Source organism: Pirellulaceae bacterium, assembly GCA_029243025.1.
Lineage (GTDB): Bacteria > Planctomycetota > Planctomycetia > Pirellulales > Pirellulaceae.
This window is the reverse complement of sequence record JAQWSU010000017.1, coordinates 136,578-154,998: the sequence shown is the minus strand read 5'-3', so window position 1 is coordinate 154,998 and position 18,421 is coordinate 136,578. Positions and strand designations below refer to the sequence as shown.

Below are 18,421 nucleotides of genomic sequence, written 5' to 3'. Positions count from 1 at the left end.
GGTGGCGGTTTCTATCACAAACTTAACGGAGAGCTGATGACGATGCCAGAGCGGCGACCAAGATCGACCGTGTTCGTGCCGCTGAATCGTTGGCTTTTTTTGCTTTAAATCCCATGAATCTGCCCGGTGATATTGACCAACGCTTGCACGAAGCGATGCTTCGTGACCGTTTTCGCCTGCGCCAACGCTTGCGAAAACTGCGTCATGAAGCAGGGAATAAGCCTGACGCGGTGCAACGCTGGATGCAAGACTTCGAATCGTCGATCGAAATCAAGAAACAGCGAGGACGGGATTTGCCAGCCCTCGTGTTTGATAGCGAATTGCCGATCGAGACAAAACGCGAAGAAATTCAACAGTTACTCGCGGAACGGCAGGTCTTGGTGGTTGCCGGTGAAACGGGTTCCGGCAAGTCGACTCAATTGCCAAAGATCGCACTTGCTGCCGGATTCGGAGTGGCCGGGATGGTTGGTCACACCCAGCCCCGACGAATTGCGGCTCGCAGCATTGCAGCTCGCGTGGCCGATGAGATGCAGGTTCCACTGGGTGAGCAGGTAGGGTTCAAGATTCGCTTCAACGATCGTTCCAATCCCAAGACCTATGTCAAGTTAATGACCGATGGGATTCTCTTGGCCGAGAGTCAAAGTGATCGCTTTTTCGAACAATACGAGGTGATCATTCTTGATGAAGCGCACGAACGTTCGTTGAACATAGATTTCTTGATGGGGTATCTGCGCGGCATCTTACCGAAGCGCCCGGATCTGAAGCTGATTATCACTTCGGCGACGATTGATGCCGAGCGATTCAGCGAACATTTTTCGGATGATCAGGGGCCGGCGCCCGTCGTGCAGGTGTCGGGGCGTTCATACCCTGTGGAATTGCGGTACCGACCTCTATCGGATGAGGAGGGAGAGGAACGCGAAGTCACCGAAGGAATTGTGGCAGCAGCCCATGAACTTGCGGCGATTGACCGGGGCAATATGTTAATCTTTCTACCAACCGAACGCGACATTCGGGAGGTTGCTCAACGCTTGCGAGGTGAGCAGTTTGCTGGTGACGGATCCCGCAAAACAGAGGTTTTGCCGCTTTACGCTCGGCTTTCGACAGCAGAACAGAATCGAATTTTTCAACCTTCCGACTATCGCCGCATTGTCTTGGCAACCAACGTGGCCGAGTCCTCATTGACGGTTCCAGATATTCGTTATGTCATCGATACGGGAACGGCGCGTATCAGCCGCTATTCTCCACGTTCGAAAGTACAGCGACTGCCGGTCGAGGCAGTGTCACGTGCTTCGGCAGATCAGCGGAAGGGGCGATGTGGGCGCGTTGCACCAGGCATTTGTCTTCGACTTTTTGATGTCGAAGACTTTGAACGACGTGACGAATATACGACTCCGGAAATTCGGCGAACCAATCTTGCGGCCGTCATATTACAGGCGAAGTCGTTGAGATTGGGTGATGTTGAGCAAATCCCTTTTCTCGATCCGCCGAGACCAGAAGCGATTCGAGATGGTTACAAAACACTTTTTGAGATTGGTGCGGTGGATGCCCATCGGAATTTGACTCCCATCGGACGTGAATTGTCCAAGATGCCGGTTGATCCGCGAATTGGTCGAATGATCTTGGCCGGTAAAGAGGAAGGCTGTCTGGCTGAGTTACTGATTATTGCGGCCGCCTTGGAGGTCCAGGATCCGCGTGAGCGGCCTCATGATCGGCGTAATCAAGCGGATGAGCAGCACGAGAAGTTTCTGGATAAGGAATCCGACTTTCTCAGCTATTTGCGAATCTGGGATTTTTACCACCAACTGAGAGAAACCGTTTCGCGAAGTCAGTTGCGCAAGGCTTGTAAACATAACTTTTTGTCGTTCAATCGTATGCGGGAGTGGACGGAAATCCATCGACAATTGTTGGAAATGGTCGGTCGTCGACATTTGAATCGAGATCAGCGACGAGATGAGTTCGCGGCGATCCACCGCGCTTTATTGACCGGTTTGCTCTCCGGCGTGTGTTGGCAAACAGATGATCGAGAATACACAGGTGCAGGTGGTCTCAAGCTTCAACTATGGCCAGGTTCGGGACTTTTCAAGGCTCGGCATAAGTGGATCGTTGCCGCCGAATTGGTCGAGACATCACGCCGCTACGCACGCGTGCTGGCGAGGATCAGTCCTGCGTGGGTTGAACCGATTGCTGCGCACCTTGTGAAACGTGGATACAGTGATCCTCATTGGCACCGCAAGTCACGATCGGTGATGGCTTACGAAAAAGTATCATTGTTTGGACTACCGGTGGTTGCGAAACGGAGAGTTCACTACGGACGCATTGACCCGAAGCTGTCCCGGAAGATTTTTATTGAAAGCGCTTTGGTAGATCAACGAGCTGATTTGCGGGAAAAATTCTATCATCACAATCGAGAAATTCGTGACGAGATCGCTGGATTGGCAGCAAAGACAAGACGGCGAGATTATTTGTTGGATGACTTTACGATTTTCGCATTTTACAATCGTCGTCTACCCGAAGATGTTTTCGATGTAGCCTCGCTCAGGAGGTGGATGAAAACGAATCCTCAAAATGCAGTCAGCCTCCAAATGAGTTTAGAAGATCTCATTCAGGAAACGGAATGGGAACAGGATACAGAGGACTTTCCGGATCAGCTGCGTTTGGGGGCAATGGAATTACCAATTGCCTACAACTTTCAGATGGATGCAGACGATGATGGGGTGACGATTACCGTACCGATCAAGGCAATCGGGCAAGTCACAAACCAACGTATGGGATGGCTTGTTCCAGGGTTGTTGGAAGAAAAAGTGGTCGCCCTAATTCGGTCGTTGCCCAAAAGTTTGCGACGAAATTTTGTGCCCGTACCCGATACGGCCAAAGAGGTGCTGGGATCTCTCGAATTCGGTGAAGGTGACTTATTGGAGTCGCTTGCAGCGACGCTCTCGCGACGGTCGGAAGATCCGATTCGAGCTACTGATTTTGATCTCTCTAAATTGGCCCGCCATCTGCATCTCAACGTTCGTGTCGTCGACGATACGGGCGGGGTCCAACAATCCGGTCGCGATTTGGACGAATTGCTGCAGGAATTGAAGACGACGCGCACTGCCGAACCCGATGCCACTCTGATTAATGAGGAGTGGAGCCGTGACGGTTTGGTGACTTGGGATTTTGATCAATTACCCCCCGAGGTTTCAATCGACAATGGGGGAATTCAAATTGTCGCCTTCCCGGCGCTGATCGATAAGGCGGATTCCGTTCAGTTACGGCTGCTGGACACGCCAGAGAAAGCGTCAGCAGCTACACGGAATGCGATCGTCAGGCTACTTGCTATTGCAAATGGGAAATCTCTACGCGTGCAAATTCAGCATTTGCCGCGCTGGAACGAATGCTGTGTCTGGGCAGCGTCGGTCGTCGATTCCGATCAACTTAAGCTGCAAATCCAAGATCGAATTACGGAACGAGCTTTTTTGCCGAATCCTAAGCTTCCGAGGTCTCGAGCTGCGTTCGACGAGTTGGCGGCGGGAGCCGTTGAAAAAATTGCCGTTGCCACGCAAGAGATCACGCCACTGATTCCGGCAATTTTTGAAGCCTTGCACCGAGCACGGTTGTCGGTCGAAGGATTGACTGCCTCGCGTTGGAGCAATCCTCGTGAAGACTTGATCCAGCAGCTTGACCAAATGTTGAAGCAATCGTTTCTCCGAGACGTTCCTTGGTTTTGGCTACAACAGTTTCCACGCTATCTGAACGCTGTGGCTTATCGAATCGACAAGCTCACCAGCGGCGGTGAAGGGCGTGACCAACAAAATTGTGAAGCTGTAGCGGAATGCTGGGATCAGTATTGCGGACAATATGAGCGTAATTTAGAACTGGATCGCCTCGATCCAGAGCTGGATGAATATCGCTGGCTCTTGGAGGAATATCGAGTTTCACTGTTTGCTCAGCCTCTGGGGACGGCCGTAAAAGTTTCACCGCAACGGTTGGAAAAGCAATGGAAGAAAGTTGTGAAGTCCATTTGAACAGAGGCGGCATAAACGCAGGAACGCCTCCAAGCCAAGTGGGTGTTTTTGGCTGCAGGAGCTGTCGCTCGGGTGGCAGTCAACGATTTTGGTCGGAACGCATTGGCAGATGATCTTGGAAGGACATTCGGTCAAAAGCTGGCGAAAAGCAACGTGACCTTGTACGATGACCGGATATTAATAGGCATGGAAAGATTCCAATAACTTTGGGATGCGACATCCAAGCTGACGGCGCTGCGGGCCTGAAACCGGTTGGGGAAGCGTTGTTGAGGGTGTTTTTTTGAAGGTTTTCATGCCTGTGTGGCTCACTCGGTTGGCTGACGGTTGCCAGCCGCAACCGCTGGGGCAAGGCGGACACGTCGGGGAGATTGGTCGGATCGAGACGTTTGCCTTTTACCGGGGAGGGAGGCCATTTCGCGTGCCGATCGGTTAAGATTCCCAGAGTCGGTCAGTCATGCGCGGTTGCGGCGATAAGTCCCGCTGCCAAGATCGGATCACTTCACGCCTTGAACTCGCATCTTCACGCTGTAGAGGGATGGGCTGGCCGTGATGAACAAGGTGTCCCGTTCTCGACCGCCGAAACAGACATTTGCCGTCCAGTCTTCGGCGATGGGTATGTTTTGAATCTTGTTGCCTTGGGAATCGAAGACAGTCACTCCCTGGCCGGTCAGATAAATGTTTCCTTCAGAATCGATTGTCATCCCATCGGACCCCATGTCGCAGAAAACCTTTCTGTTCGTCAGGGTCCCATCTTGATTGATCTGGTAGGCGTACGTCTTTTTGCCTCGGATGTCAGCGACGTAAAGTGTTTTGTTATCAGCCGTGCCTACGATGCCGTTGGGTTTGATCAGATCCTCTTCGACTCGTTTCAAGATTTTGCGATCAGCGGAAAGGAAATAAACGTGTTCTCCGTCTTGTTCCATCGGACCTCTTTGCCAGTAATCTCGCTTGTATAGTGGATCGGTGAAATACATCGCTCCGTCGTCGCGAACCCAGACATCATTTGGCCCATTGAGTAACTTTTGATTGAATTCGCTGACAAGAACCGTGTGCTGACCATCCGGAGAAATCGACCACAATTGATTTTGTTCGTCCGCGCAGCTGATCAGGTTTCCGAGTCGGTCGAAGTACATTCCATTTGAGCGGCCGCTAGGCTGGAGAAAGGTGGTCAGCGTGCCATCGATGCTCCATTTTAGGATGCGGTCGTTTGGTTGATCGGTAAAGTAAACATTGCCTTCGCGATCCGGCGCTGGCCCCTCTGTGAATTGAAATGACTCGGCAAGCTTCTGTGGCGTTGCTCCGGGCGCAAGCAGGCTCCGATCCCCCGAGGCACGCAGGCAGCCGAGCGCCGCGAAGGTAATCAGTGGTAATAAGACTTGCAGGGCGAAATCATTCATGCGTAATGCTCCGGCTCGATTGTAGTAAGATAATCATAAGAATCGGTGCCGCAGCTGGCGGCCGCCGCAGACTTGTAAGGATCATTGTTTGGGTGAGACCATGCGATTTCTTCTAGTAGGCTTCATTATTGCGATGACTGCCCGTATTGCCTATGCGGAAGATGGAGCGGTTGGCCAGCAAGCGGTTCGCGGGCCCATCGCGCTTGAATTTGTCAATGAAGACCAAATCGCTTGCGTCGTGAATCAAAAGTCGGGTTCCCTGAGTTTGATAGATCTGCAAAGCCGTTCTGTTATTTCCGAGGAAACGATTGGTGGTACTCCGCAAGATTTGGCGGTTTGTTTGAAGCAGGAAACAGTGTTAGTTGTTGATTCGGCGAATCACCAGATCGTAGCGGCGTCTTTCCAGGGACATCGTTTGAAGGTACGGGGAAAGTTGTCAGTTGAACAACATCCTGTTCGTATCATTGTCAGCGCTGATGGGCGGCAGGCGTTTGTGAGTTGTCTCTGGTCTCGTAGGGTTGTGCAAGTGGAACTCGAATTCGTCGGCGATCAGCTTCGTTTTGGGACTCGGCGGACAATTGATCTGCCATTCGCACCACGAGAAATGCTTTTGTTGCCTTCCAGTCGCACGTTGGTTGTGGCCGATGCGTTTGCTGGTGCGATCGGGGTGGTCGATACCCGCTCAGGTGTCATCGAATCGGTCCGAATGATTCCGGGGCACAATTTACGTGGCCTGGTTCTCAGTCCATCTGGGGATCGGCTCATCGTTGCTCAACAGGTTCTTAATCCACTCGCACCAACTACACGCGATAATATTATTTGGAGCGTGTTGATGACGAATTGCCTGCGAAGTATTTCGATCACTCGACTGCTTGATCCGGGAGCTGATTTGATGGAAGGAAGCCGCTTCATACCGCTCGGTACGGTGAGGCGCGGAGCTGGCGATCCTGGGGATTTCGCCGTTGATGAATCTGGCAGACTGTTTGTCTGCCTCTCCGGTGTACATCAGGTGGCCCTGCTTTCAACAGACGGGCGCCAAGAAGAACGTTTTGTGACGGGACAGCGACCGGTGGCGATTGCAGTGGAGCCGACAGGCAAAGGGTTTTTGATTGCCAATCAGTTTTCGGATTCACTTACCTGGATACCGTCATCGGTGGAGGTCGAATCAAGTCGACTGCAGGAACAGAAAGCTTATGCGGGTGATGATTACGCCACACGAAATCCTTCGGAGGCGCGTAACGATTTAAGCGAAATCTCGTTGGGGATCCAACCAGAACTTACGCTCGCGCAGCAGGGGGAACGAATTTTTTATGATGCCACCTTGTCACACGACCATTGGATGAGTTGCCACAGTTGTCACACGGACGGTCATACCAACGGCGGACTTGCTGATACGTTGGGTGACGGCAACTACGGTGCCCCGAAACAGATTCCCACTCTCATGGGTACGGCGAAAAGTGGCCCATGGGCCTGGGACGGTTCTGTTCATCAACTCAGGGAGCAGATTCGGAAGTCAATGGTGGCGTCGATGCAAGGCCCGGGTCCTTCGAAGCAACAACTGGATGCGTTGCAAGCGTTTTTGGCGACTCTTTCGCCTGCTCCACCGGTTCAAGTGGTGGCTGATTCATCTCGCATGATACTCGGCCGACGACTCTTCGAACGGTACGGTTGTGCTGACTGTCACGAAGGCGATCGATTCACATCGGGTGGGACGTTTGATGTGGGATTAATCGATGAGATGGGAAAAAAACAGTTTAACCCGCCGTCGTTACTCGGCGTTAGTCAACGCGTACGTTGGTTTCATGACGGCCGAGCGGAGTCATTAAAGCAGGTGATTGATGATACATTTCCCCATCCGGCGAAGCTTGAGATCGTGGCCGAGGAGATTGAAATTCTACTCGATTATCTGAGGCGGCTTTAGTCGTGGGTCGCATCAAGGTGGTTCACTTCCCGATCGTTTTCGCAGCCCGTTAAACCATTTCTGCGGGAACCACCCCCCCCGGAGCCAAGAAGATAGGACGCCCTGAACGATCGCGAATGGTATTTTCCGGTCGTAATCCGAGCGAGTGGTAGATAATCGCGTTGAAGTCTGCTGGGCTAATTGGTCGTGAGGTGGGGTGTTCGGCTTTTGAGTTGGTGCTACCAATGACTTGGCCGTGGCGAAATCCGCCACCGGCAAAGAGAATGCTCTGGGCTTGGGGCCAGTGGTCCCGTCCAGCGTTTTTGTTGATGCGAGGCGTGCGGCCAAATTCTCCCGCCGTGATCACCAGGGTATCTTCCAGCATGCCGCGATCCGCCAAATCTTGAATCAAAACCCCGACGGCACGGTCATGACGCACGAGTTTGTCGTCGAGAGCACGCTTGATGTTGCCGTGATCGTCCCAGTATCCGGTGTTCAGTGAGACGAAACGAACGCCCGCTTCGATCAATCGTCGAGCCAGCAAGGCTTGTTCCCCCCAGCCGGGGCCGTATGCTTCTCGCATTTTTGGATCCTCGCGATCCAAATTAAATGCTTCCCGGGCCCGTCCCGAAAGTAACATGTCCTGGGCCTGTAGACTCATGTCGTCCATGTGGTCGAATGTTCCTGATGCATCCACATCACGCCTCAGGCGATCAAACTGTTTCATGAGCGAAAGGCGGTTGACCAAGCGATCTTTCGAAAGTCCATCAGTCAACTGAAAGCTCTTGTCGCTACCGGTTGGCAATCGACCGGCCTCGTTTCCATAGCTGAATTCACCCGTGCGGAACGGATTATGAGCCACTCCTAAATGGGCCGCCCCGTGAAACCCAAAACCGCCATCATTCATGTTCACCGTCGCCGGCACGCCTCGCCGCCGCGGGCCAAGTAGATGGGAGGAAATAGCTCCCATTGAGGGATTGCGCGGAACTCGGTCGGCTCCCGTGGCACCCAGGTAACCGGTCAGCATCCAGTGAGCTGCCGCCCAATGGTCCCCATTGCCATGGGTGAACGATCGGATCACCGAGCACTTATCCATGATCTGGGCATGGTAAGGCATCAATTCGCAAATCTGTAATCCCGGTAGAGTCGTGGAGATTGGCTGGTAGGGGCCACGGACTTCTTCAACCACGTTAGGCTTCATGTCGAACGTGTCGAGCTGGGAAGGGCCACCATGTTGCCAGATCAAGATTACCGATCTTTTGGATCTTTTGGAGGGTTGAGACGTTTCGGCGCGCAGAAGGTCCGCCAGAGTCAGACCAAACATCGACAGCGAACCAATCTGCATGAATCGACGACGGCTGACTCCGTCGCAGAGTTGGGCGTTCGACGATCCTTGAATGGTGAGCATTTGGGCTCTCCCGGCTGTGTGGGGTTTCGACCAGAAGAAGGAATGAACACACAGTCTATCCTGTCCTGGGGGCCAGTTTCAATTCCGATCACTAAACAGCGTGAACTCTTTGGGTGAAAAATGTCAAAATCCGGCCGCAAATCCACTCCAATCGATAGGCTGACCGCGTTTTTAAGGGTGAAATATCCCTTCAGGTGGGAGTGCAGGGGAAGGCAAATAGCGGCAAACAAGCACCCTGATTGCGGGAAAACAGCGCGTTAGATGAGCTCTTTGAGTCGCCCAAAATGGTAGTTGCTGCTTACCGATTTGATTTTTGACGACGTCGGCGCGTGAGCAGTCCCAGGACGACTGCGATGCCCAACGAAAGAGCACTGCTCGGTTCCGGAACTATCGGGGCTGCGCCTCGCGGACCTTGGCTGAAGCCACCATCTTGAAAGGCGATAATCATGTCACCCGTATCGAATTCTCCATCACCATTCCAGTCACCGCTTGCCCAGCTTGAATTGTGAGAAAGATGGTCCTCATATTCACCCGCTTGGAATACCATCACCAGATCGGTGCTGTCAAACTCGCCGTCGACGTTTGAATCGCCAAACCAGGTGTGGGCAACGTCATGTACCCAAGCCTCGAGATCTCGATGGTCAACAGTGCTGTCAAAATTGATGTCGAACAGTTCTTCCGCAGAGAAACTTTTGCTCGGATGTACGCCGCGGATTTTTTGAATCAGCATATTCGCGTCCTCGGCGTTGAGAAAGCCACCGGCGTCCAGATCACCAGCCGGCGATTCTTCAAACGTCATGCCGGTCTCCATCGGATCGTAACCGGAGGGAAACACGGTCCATTGGTTGTAAGTCGTCCATTTATCAACGATGGCGTAATCCATTTCGACGCCGAGTAACGATGCATTCTTTAGATTTGTTCCCGAGAGATTCGTGCCAAAAGTAGGAGAGAGCAAGGCGCCTCGTAGATTGGAGTCACTGAAGTTAACGTTTCGCAAAGTTGAAAGAAACAGGTCGGCATCGATCAGATTCTGCTCGCTCAAATCCCAGTTGCGAAGTTCATTGGCTTGAAGTCGGATGCCCTGTAGGTTTCGTTGCTTGTAACTAGCCGTCGAGTAAAGTTGGTCTTTCGTGAATCCCTTGGAGGTTGTGTTTTCGAAAGAACCGTTTTGTACGGATGAGTCAGAGAAGTCGGTTTCACTGAGATTGGCACTAGCGAAGCTGGCCCCGAAAAGATCTTGTTCACGAAAGCTCCAGCCAGCCAGGTTGTTTCCCCGGAGCGATACGCCATTCAGCTTTTTGGCGCGGTAATTGGCTGTCTGATAGAATTGAGCTTTCGTCAAGCCGTTGTTTGTCGTTAAGGCAAAGTCCGCACCCGAGATATTGGCAAAGTTCATATCTGCATTGCTGAGTGTCGTTTCGACAAAAGAGGCACCGGCGAGGTTTTGTGTGGCCAAATCGATTCCGCGTAAGTCATTGCCGTTGAACTGAATTCCTTGGAGGTCTCGGTGTTGGTAACTACGAGTGGAATAAACCTGTTCTTTCGTAAGGCCTGTATGCTCGAAGTTTGCGCCGCGGATGTTCGCTTGTGAGAGATTCGCTCTTTTTAGTGAGGAATAGCCCAGATAGGCATCGTCGAGATTCTGTCGGGAAAAATTCCACCCTGATAGATTGTTTGAACTGAAGTAAACGCCACGAAGATTCTTGTCCCGATAACTGGCTGTCGCGTAGACTTGGTCTCGTGTTGTTCCGGCACCAAGCGTTGTGTGTTGGATGATCGCATCGGTGAAATCAGCGTTCTTCACATCGGATCGGAAAAGATCGGCGTTCGTCAGGTCTTGACCACGAAAATTCCAGCCTCGCAGATCATTTTGGCTCAGTTGAGTGCCACGCAATGTTTGGGACTGGAAACTGGCTGTCGAATAGAGCTGCTCTTTGGTGAATCCACTTGACGTTACGTCGACGAGGTGGGCCCCAACGACGTCCGCCTGATCAAAACTGGCATTCGTGAGCGTGGCACGATGAAACTTCGCGTCGTGTAGGTTTTGCCCGGAAAAGTTCCAGTTGCTAAGATCGTTTTCCCAAAGTCGAATGCCACTCAGGTCATGGTTTCGATAACTGGCCGTCGAGTACAACTGTTCTTTGGTCATGCCAAGGGAAGTGGTGGCGCGAAAGTCAGTGTAACCAACGATTGCATTCGTCAGATTCGCGCCGCGTAACGTGGCGAATTGGAACGACATTTTCGTCAAATCGGCGTCTCGGAAATTTGTGTTCACCAATTCCGATGACTCGACGTTGCCACCGGTTAAATTCTGGTAGCTAAGGTCCCAACCCGTCAGATCGTTTTTGCGCAGTTTGATGCCGCGTAGGTCACCTGATCGGTAGCTGGCGGTGGAATAGAGTTGATCGCTTGTGAAACCTCGTGTTGAGCCAAGGTTTGCCCGAGAGACGTTCGCGCCTGTCAAATCGGCCCCGTTCAAAATCGATTGATATAAGGTCGCTTCCGTCAAATTGGCATTTGATAGTTTCGCGTTGGTCAGGTTCCGAAGTCGGAGCCCGGCCGATGCCAAATCAAATCCATGTAAATCGACGCCTCGGGTTGGCTTGATGCCAAGCGTGCCGGGAATCAATTGATTGCTGGTTTGGTGGAAAATATCTGCCGCACCAGGGCTGCAAAATATGACTGTTGCGAGAGCCACCATAAGAATTTGCCGAGTGTACATCGATCTTCCACTGACTCTCTAAATCGTGAGTACTGTTGGTTTTTCCGCCGTTGACGGGCAGGCGATTAAAGCTCAGAACGGAACCATGCTGATGAGATGCACCGTTATGGAATGAATACGGCGGTTGAATGAGGTCCAACGATTAGTCTAGCTGGGACGTTTAAGGATGCAATCCTAAAGCCACGGATCACCCGGGAATTGGCCAATCTAAACCGATAAACCCGTTTGGCGTGATGCTTCCCTGGGGGATACGTAAATCACTCCCAGAGCGAAACTGTCTGCCGTGATTCTGCTTCGGATTGTTTTCATTGCTGCCTCGGTTCGTTGAAAAATCTTAACAGGATTGTGAAGGACTGTTAACAGAAGCGGATTCACGCACTGACAGCGAAAGCGTGGTTGGCAAGAATGTCAGTCAGCCTGTTGGTTGGATTCGACTACGTGGATGCGGTCGTTTTGCGGCTGAAAGCCGATTTAAGTCGTTGAATCTTCAATCGAGGGCCTGGGTCGGAGCCGTTCGATCAACTGCAGGATCGGTCATCGGAAAGGAAATCGATTGGCAACCGGAAGTTCCTCGTTCGCATCGTAGCCGAATGATGAGGGAGAGCGAGCAGCCGAATGGCGAAAGAGGCTGCCGGACGACGAACGCAGTAAAACGGAGGGACGCCTGTCGAATTCTGAAACCTTAATCAAGAAATATTCTCTCGAGGAATTTCTTGCTTTGCGAGTCAAGAAATTTCAGGCATCTCACAGGTTTGGCCTGAGAAGGGCGTATTGGGGCACGACCGCTGGATTGGAGTGGATCGATCTTAAGAGTTTTGGTCGTTCGTGAACCCAACTAGCGACGGGGTCATTCGGACCAAGTCGCGTTGAATCGACTCGGCCCCATTTCGATGTCGAGATGGCCAGGAAGGAATGAAATTGTTCTTGACTTGCGGTGAACGAGCGGAGGATCGGTTTGCGTTAGCCGTAAGTTGACGAGAATAAATCGGTGCAGACTTGTTTGTTTTGGTGTCACGCAGAATAGTTTATAGCTGATGCCTGACGGACTGAGTGATGCTCGCACGATGCCGGCTGCCAAAAAACCGACCGCGTTAGCAGCTTCAGGATGTCCTGATAGAAATCGAAGATCGACGGTGAGGTAAAAATCACCACTCGTCGCGTTGGTTAATTCTCGCAGAAGGTCCGCTAAGACCTCAAGTTGAGTTCGTCCCTGACGATCACGGGTCGGATATATTTTTCTCATAACGACCGGATCAATGATACGACGACGGACGGAAAGCAATGGCGTTTTTGCATCATCCAACATTGGTGAAGCGATGTTCTTCAACCGACGATAAATGGCAGTGGGGGTGCGTTTCAGCGGTTCATGGGAGACGATGCGCCGTAGGTCACGTTGCAGGATACCAATCGACTGTTGGTCGCCAATGTGGTGGTGAAGCCAGAAAATTGCCTGTGGCTTTCCTGCGGTCGTTTTGTCGATTCGAATCTTGAAAAGTGGCCCAGAATAGATGTTCTTTATAAGGTCGTAAACGATGCGCCGTGGTTTCTCTTTGGGAGAAACTATAACGTCATCGACTCCATAGATGCCAAGTTGCAGTGTGTCTGCGTTCTGGTGCATGCTTGCTGTGAGAATGGGATGCGTCTCGAGTAGAATGCGGACCCATTCTCGTGGGGTGAACTCGGTTTGGTTAACGGGTTCAAGATCGAATGGCTCCGTCGTTATGATCAGTCCTTTGAAAAGGTTGATCCCACAACGGGCCATTCGCATGACTGTTCTGATGACGTAGGGGTGAAGTGTGGGGCGTTGGCTGGAATTTCTGTTGAGACTAAAGTCGCTGATCCACGGGATCCGTCCATTCGGATCGTGTTTGATCGGTTCGGCTGACGCCTTTACAGCCAACAGTTTTTTGACTGTTGGGTTGGTTAGAATGGTGGGAATGGTGTAGCCGGTTTGCTGGGCGAGTAACATGGCGGTGAGTGAGTTTCCACCGAGCGAGTGCCAGTCATCGTGGGTGCCGACTCGCTCGACGTCGAGGATTTCTTGCCATAAATCACACATTGTTGATTCTGCTTGTGTGATTGGAGCGACGTAATCGGTTTGGATTTTTATTTCGGGGAGCGAACTAGTGTCGACCTTTCCATTGGTCATCAAGGGATGTGCGGAGACTGGTTGTATGACGGACGGGATCATGTAGTGAGGCAAGGACTTCGCCAGTGTTGTCCGGAGGCGACCCACATCGAGTTCATCGGGTGTGACGTAGGCAACCAGCTTGTCATCTTTCAGAAGCACCGTCGCTGCATCGCTTCCGATCGATGTCAGCTTGGCTTCGATTTCGGCTAGGTCGACTCGGAATCCTCGGATTTTGCAGGTCCGATTTGAACGCCCCAGCAGTTGGAAGCGGGGTGGGTCGAGGGACGTCCACGCTGCTAAATCTCCTGTATCGAAAGGTAACGCGATGGGCGAAAGGCTGTCGATCTGTTTCGATGCTAACCATTTTCCTGATTTCGCAACGAGGTGACCCATCACGCCCGTGTCGTTGACTTCCAGATCTGAATTACATTCGTAGATGGAAAGCTTGTAGTCGGGTTCTGGAGTCCAATCTCCTTGCGGAGTTTGGATTGCCATCCAGGCACCTGGACCTTCGGTTTGTCCATAGAGATTCGTCGCGTTCAAGCTTTTGACGAGATCCAGATTGGCCACTTCGCCGTAGAGGTAGGTCTTGACTTCTTTCAGCCAGGGCTCGTCATTCTGCGCGATAATACTTGCGTAGGACGGGGTGCAGAAAACCAGCTCGGCATCCCATTTTCGAATGATTTCCAACATCTTTTGGTTATCCATCCATGCGTCGTTCGCGACACAGGTAACACGTTTGCCGTGAGAGAGGGAAACCACATGGTAGGAGGATTGGGAATGCGAAATCGATGACCAATGCAACACGTTCATCAAGGGGATCTGATTCAGCGTTTGATCTGCCAACAGGATGCCGGCATGGATAGACCATCCTGTGGGCTGGTCGGTTGTCCCACTCGTAAAGAGGACGATTACTTCGTCAGTGTCGTCCCAATCATGCGGTGGAGCGTTTCTCGCTTCGCCACGCACGGGTAAGTTGCTCACTTCCCCTGCATCGGCATATTTTAAGAGGAAACTACGTCGCTCCGCGGGAAAACTCCTGTCGATTGGAATCGCCGATTTTCCTTCAAACCAGGCAGCAAGCAACCAGATAAAGAAGTCAACCGATGACCCTCCAACGATAGCCAATCGCTTTCCCGGGTGTTCTTGGTGAATTAGATAGCGACACCGCGCGATTGCCCTTGAAATTTCGATGGGGGTGAGGCTCTGTTTCGAATCTACAAGGATTGCTCGCGAATCCGAATTAAATCCAAGTATCCGGTTTAAGAGACCGTTCATGAGTTTATTTGACAGGCTCGTTTTGTGTTCGATAAACGGTTCAGTCATCGTTAGGTGTAGCCGATGAAACAGTTTTCTATTTGCGAACCCCAAGAGACGTGTTCTGTCGAAAATGTAGGTCGAATAGAGCGGACTCATGTGTCGTCGTTGGCGGGAAACCGCTCTTTTGGTGGAGCATGTGTTTGAAAAACGGTTTCCGGGGGATTGTAGTGATTTAATTAGTTTCCGTAGGAGAATGCGAAATGCGTTACCTGTCTGTTTCGGCCGTACTCAAGCCCAGGAAGAATGCTTGTTCGCATTTGTGGTCCCTGATTTTTACTCGAGATTGAAAGGGACGCTTTAGGGGGAAGTTGGAGCAGAAAGGTGAACTCCTTAGCCCCAATGCAGTGGCTGCTTTTACACCGGAAAGAGGTGCGCTGAAACGCTTTTCTCAACGGCTGTTGGTCTCGAACTGCCAGCGGCATTTGTGAGGCAATGCTGCACATGGTTGAGGTTTAATATCGAGGCGACGTAAATGATCATACGTCGGCGATTTGGCACGCTGAGAACACGGCAGAGACCGATCCCAGGATAGGATTGACGTGGGATAGGATTGACGTGGGATAGGTGAGGGCCAGCAGCGCGATTTTAGGTTGTCAATTCGTGATGGGAGCTTTTGGAGCCGGGTAATGCCGATGAGGTGACAAGTTGGCTCTGCTCGCTTTTGGTCGGTTGTAAAAGAGAACGCAGATTCTCTTTCGACCATCCCGATGCATTCTCAGAGCGGCGAGAAACTGTTATTTCGCGTACCATTTGAGTAAGTCAGCTCTCAGCTGTTTCATGGAAGGCTCATGGACGTACATCATGTGACCCGCTGGGTAATAGGTCTGTGTTATATTGCCCGTTCGAACGGGTGAAAGCCCCAGATGGTTGATGGTATAGTCCATCGCGAAAAAAGGTGTGGCCAGGTCGTAATATCCGCAGGCGGCGAACAGCTTGAGATGCGGATTTGCGATCATCGCCTGTCTTAGCATTTCTGATGCGTCGACGTAGCGGTTCTCGAAACTGTTGTAGCTCCAGGGGAAAACATTCCCAGTCAAGATTTCATACACTCGGTCGTCTTCGTACTCTAACTCACTGCGGAGATAGTCGTTCATGACGGCTGTGAACGGTCCAAAAAAGGCCGCTCCACTTGCGTCGTATTCGTAGCGTTCACCTGCGTCGTCACGGTCGATTCCTGTGTAACGACTATCAAAGCGACCGATGGTAAGTCCGCGGTCACGGAGCAGTTCCTTTCCAAATCGGCTCATCGAAACACGGAGATTCGATCGTTCGACGTATTCACTTGATAAACCGGACAGTCGCGAAAATTGTTCGATCAGGGAATTGCGTTCAGCCTCGGCTACTGCGTCTCCCTGCAGCAGACCGGATGCGTAAGGGCCAATGGCAAACGCTTCGGATTGTTTGAGGAGTTCATCGAGCGACAGCTTTTGCAGATCTGCTGGTAGTGCCTTGTGGTACCATGCGGTTGCAGTGTACGAGGGCAGGAACAGGATGTATGGCAAATCGTTGTTCGTACTAAAACGCAAAGTTGAGAAATCGACAACGGCCGAAATGAGTACGACTCCATTCAGTTCCATGTTGTAACGATCCCGTAGCTGTCCGGCTAAGCCTGCAGCTCGTAACCCACCGTAACTCTCACCGATAAGATATTTGGGGGAGCTCCAACGTTGGAAGCGAGTCGTGTAATCATGGATAAACTGTCCAACACTTCGGAGGTCTTCGTGGAAACCATGGAATTGATTCTTTTTTTCATCGTTCGCCGGTCGGCTGTAGCCCGTGCTGACCGGGTCAATGAATACTAGGTCGGTCGCATCGAGGAGTGAGTACGGATTGTCCTCTGCCCGGTAGGGAGGTTTGAGGGGAGTTGCATCCGCCGGAAACTTCACAGTTCGAGGTCCGAGCATTCCCATGTGGAGCCAGACGGAGGAGGATCCCGGGCCGCCGTTGAAGCAAAATGAAATGGGACGTTCAGCCAGATTGGATGTGCCATTACGTGTGTAAGCGACAAAGAACACATTGGCTTTGGCCTTGCCGTCATCCGATTTCATGACTAGTTGACCAGCGGTCGCTGTGTATTTGATCTCTTTGCCGGCGATCTTGACCGTGTGCTCCGTCGTTTTTAGTTTTTCTTTCGGCGCTTCTTTGGCCGGGGGCTTGTTGGAGGAAGATTTCGCTTCTTGCTGACCGTAAGCGATCAGATTGAGGCTAGAAAAAAGTAAAGTGATGCCGATTGCGAAACGCGATAACATGCTGGATTCCTAGTGGGTCGAAAGTAGCTCGTTCAATGACGCCGGGGTGGTTTTCTCGTTGGTGATTAACGACTGGTTGGATCGCAGAGGTGGCGCCGTAAGTTGAGGGGCCACGCCTGCTTCGACTCATTCTCACTTGTCCGACGTGAGAGCCGAATCGAAAGCCGAGGCGATTCATCGACTGCGGTGGATCGCACGCGGCTGGTGCTCAAGTTTAGCATGCTACTTTCTGCGAAAAACCATCAGTTGGCCGCGGAGCGAGCTCGGGAAACCGGGCTGTCGTAAGGTAAAACCTGCTAGAATTGGGTCTGACGCGTCATTCAACGTCATGGGGTCAGGTTCGTCCGGGAGAACGTACTGTGAAAAACCGTTTCCGAATTGTTGTGGCCATGATGCTTGTCTTTCAAATCGCCGAAATGTGCGGCGGACAAGAAGCCGGTGAAGCTTTGTCGGATCGTGATTTCAAGACCCATCTCGATCGGGTCTACGCGACCTCGCCGAGCCGTAATCTTCGCCTGGATTTGTACGTTCCCGACGCCGAATTACCTGTCCCGATAATTGTTTGGGTTCATGGGGGCGCTTGGCGGCAGGGAAGCAAACGGTTGTCTAAGGCTCGCGTGCGGGAGGTGGTCAAGCACGGTTATGCTCTGGCGAGCGTCGAGTATCGGCTTTCACAGGAAGCCTTGTTTCCGGCACAAATTCAAGACTGTAAAGCCGCGATCCGATGGTTGCGTGCTCACGCGAGGCAGTATGGTTTGGATCCTGATCGGATCGGTGTTTGGGGGAGTTCGGCGGGTGGACATCTTGTGGCCTTATTGGGAACGTCGGATGGGGTGAAATCCCTGGAAGTTGCTGGTGATCACCTTGATCAATCAAGTCGTGTCCAAGCTGTCTGTGATTGGTTTGGTCCGACTGACTTTCTGCAGATGAACGCCCACGCACCTGTCCCCAACCGTCTTGATCATGACGCCGCAAATTCCCCGGAGTCGCAGCTTGTGGGAGGTGCGATTCAGGATCATCCCGACCGGGTTCACGCCGCGAGTCCCATTACCTATGTGACATCCGACGACCCCCCTTTTCTCATCATGCACGGTGACCGTGATCCGTTGGTGCCGTTCCATCAGAGTCAATTACTTCATCGTTCACTTCAGGCCGCCGGTGTCGAGTCGAAGCTGCGACGAATCAAAGGTGCAGGGCACGGTGGACCCGGATTCCATACCGCTGGAAATCGCCATGCCCTGTGGGCGTTTTTTGATGAGCACTTGAGCAGGCCCTGACGAACTG

The 18,421-nt window shown here is 52.0% G+C and carries 8 protein-coding genes; 3 read left to right on the top strand and 5 right to left on the bottom strand.

All coding sequences use genetic code 11. The annotated features are described in order from the left end of the window. Nucleotides 1-113 precede the first annotated feature (113 nt). Nucleotides 114-4,010: an ATP-dependent RNA helicase HrpA gene (hrpA, locus tag P8N76_07560; protein MDG2381514.1), complete on the top strand. Its 3,897-nt coding sequence runs from the start codon at nt 114-116 to the stop codon at nt 4,008-4,010. A gap of 494 nt (nt 4,011-4,504) precedes the next feature. Here the strand turns inward: hrpA and P8N76_07555 are convergent, their stop codons facing one another. Beyond that, complete coding sequence (locus P8N76_07555) at nt 4,505-5,407, bottom strand: SMP-30/gluconolactonase/LRE family protein (GenBank protein MDG2381513.1); 903 nt, start codon at nt 5,405-5,407, stop codon at nt 4,505-4,507. Nucleotides 5,408-5,507: 100 nt separating this feature from the next. On the opposite strand from P8N76_07555, the gene P8N76_07550 reads away from it, so the two are divergent. After that, entirely contained in the window at nt 5,508-7,328 is a 1,821-nt protein-coding gene (locus P8N76_07550; protein MDG2381512.1) for a cytochrome c peroxidase, read from the top strand. Between the two features lie 49 nt (nt 7,329-7,377). On the opposite strand, the gene P8N76_07545 is transcribed toward P8N76_07550, so the two are convergent. The 4 genes from P8N76_07545 to P8N76_07530 all read right to left on the bottom strand — a co-directional run bounded on the left by P8N76_07545 (nt 7,378) and on the right by P8N76_07530 (nt 17,137). Continuing rightward, nucleotides 7,378-8,715, bottom strand: a complete 1,338-nt coding sequence (locus P8N76_07545; protein ID MDG2381511.1) for a DUF1501 domain-containing protein — start codon at nt 8,713-8,715, stop codon at nt 7,378-7,380. 298 nt (nt 8,716-9,013) lie between these two features. After that, complete coding sequence (locus P8N76_07540; GenBank protein ID MDG2381510.1) at nt 9,014-11,437, bottom strand: pentapeptide repeat-containing protein; 2,424 nt, start codon at nt 11,435-11,437, stop codon at nt 9,014-9,016. 847 nt (nt 11,438-12,284) lie between these two features. Beyond that, the gene (locus tag P8N76_07535) at nt 12,285-14,696 is read right to left on the bottom strand and encodes a non-ribosomal peptide synthetase (GenBank protein ID MDG2381509.1); all 2,412 of its coding nucleotides are present in this window, start codon (nt 14,694-14,696) and stop codon (nt 12,285-12,287) included. A gap of 926 nt (nt 14,697-15,622) precedes the next feature. After that, on the bottom strand, nt 15,623-17,137 hold the full coding sequence (locus P8N76_07530; GenBank protein ID MDG2381508.1) for a peptidase S10: 1,515 nt from the start codon (nt 17,135-17,137) through the stop codon (nt 15,623-15,625). Nucleotides 17,138-17,496: 359 nt separating this feature from the next. On the opposite strand from P8N76_07530, the gene P8N76_07525 reads away from it, so the two are divergent. Next, on the top strand, nt 17,497-18,414 hold the full coding sequence (locus P8N76_07525; protein ID MDG2381507.1) for an alpha/beta hydrolase: 918 nt from the start codon (nt 17,497-17,499) through the stop codon (nt 18,412-18,414). The last annotated feature ends 7 nt before the right edge of the window (nt 18,415-18,421 follow it).

Excerpts from the sequence above, each read along its gene's own strand:
- P8N76_07555 (MDG2381513.1), bottom strand. The coding sequence starts at position 5,407 with ATGAATGATTTCGCCCTGCAAGTCTTATTACCACTGATTACCTTCGCG.
- hrpA (MDG2381514.1), top strand. The coding sequence starts at position 114 with ATGAATCTGCCCGGTGATATTGACCAACGCTTGCACGAAGCGATGCTT.
- P8N76_07530 (MDG2381508.1), bottom strand. The coding sequence starts at position 17,137 with ATGTTATCGCGTTTCGCAATCGGCATCACTTTACTTTTTTCTAGCCTC.
- P8N76_07540 (MDG2381510.1), bottom strand. The coding sequence starts at position 11,437 with ATGTACACTCGGCAAATTCTTATGGTGGCTCTCGCAACAGTCATATTT.
- P8N76_07550 (MDG2381512.1), top strand. The coding sequence starts at position 5,508 with ATGCGATTTCTTCTAGTAGGCTTCATTATTGCGATGACTGCCCGTATT.
- P8N76_07545 (MDG2381511.1), bottom strand. The coding sequence starts at position 8,715 with ATGCTCACCATTCAAGGATCGTCGAACGCCCAACTCTGCGACGGAGTC.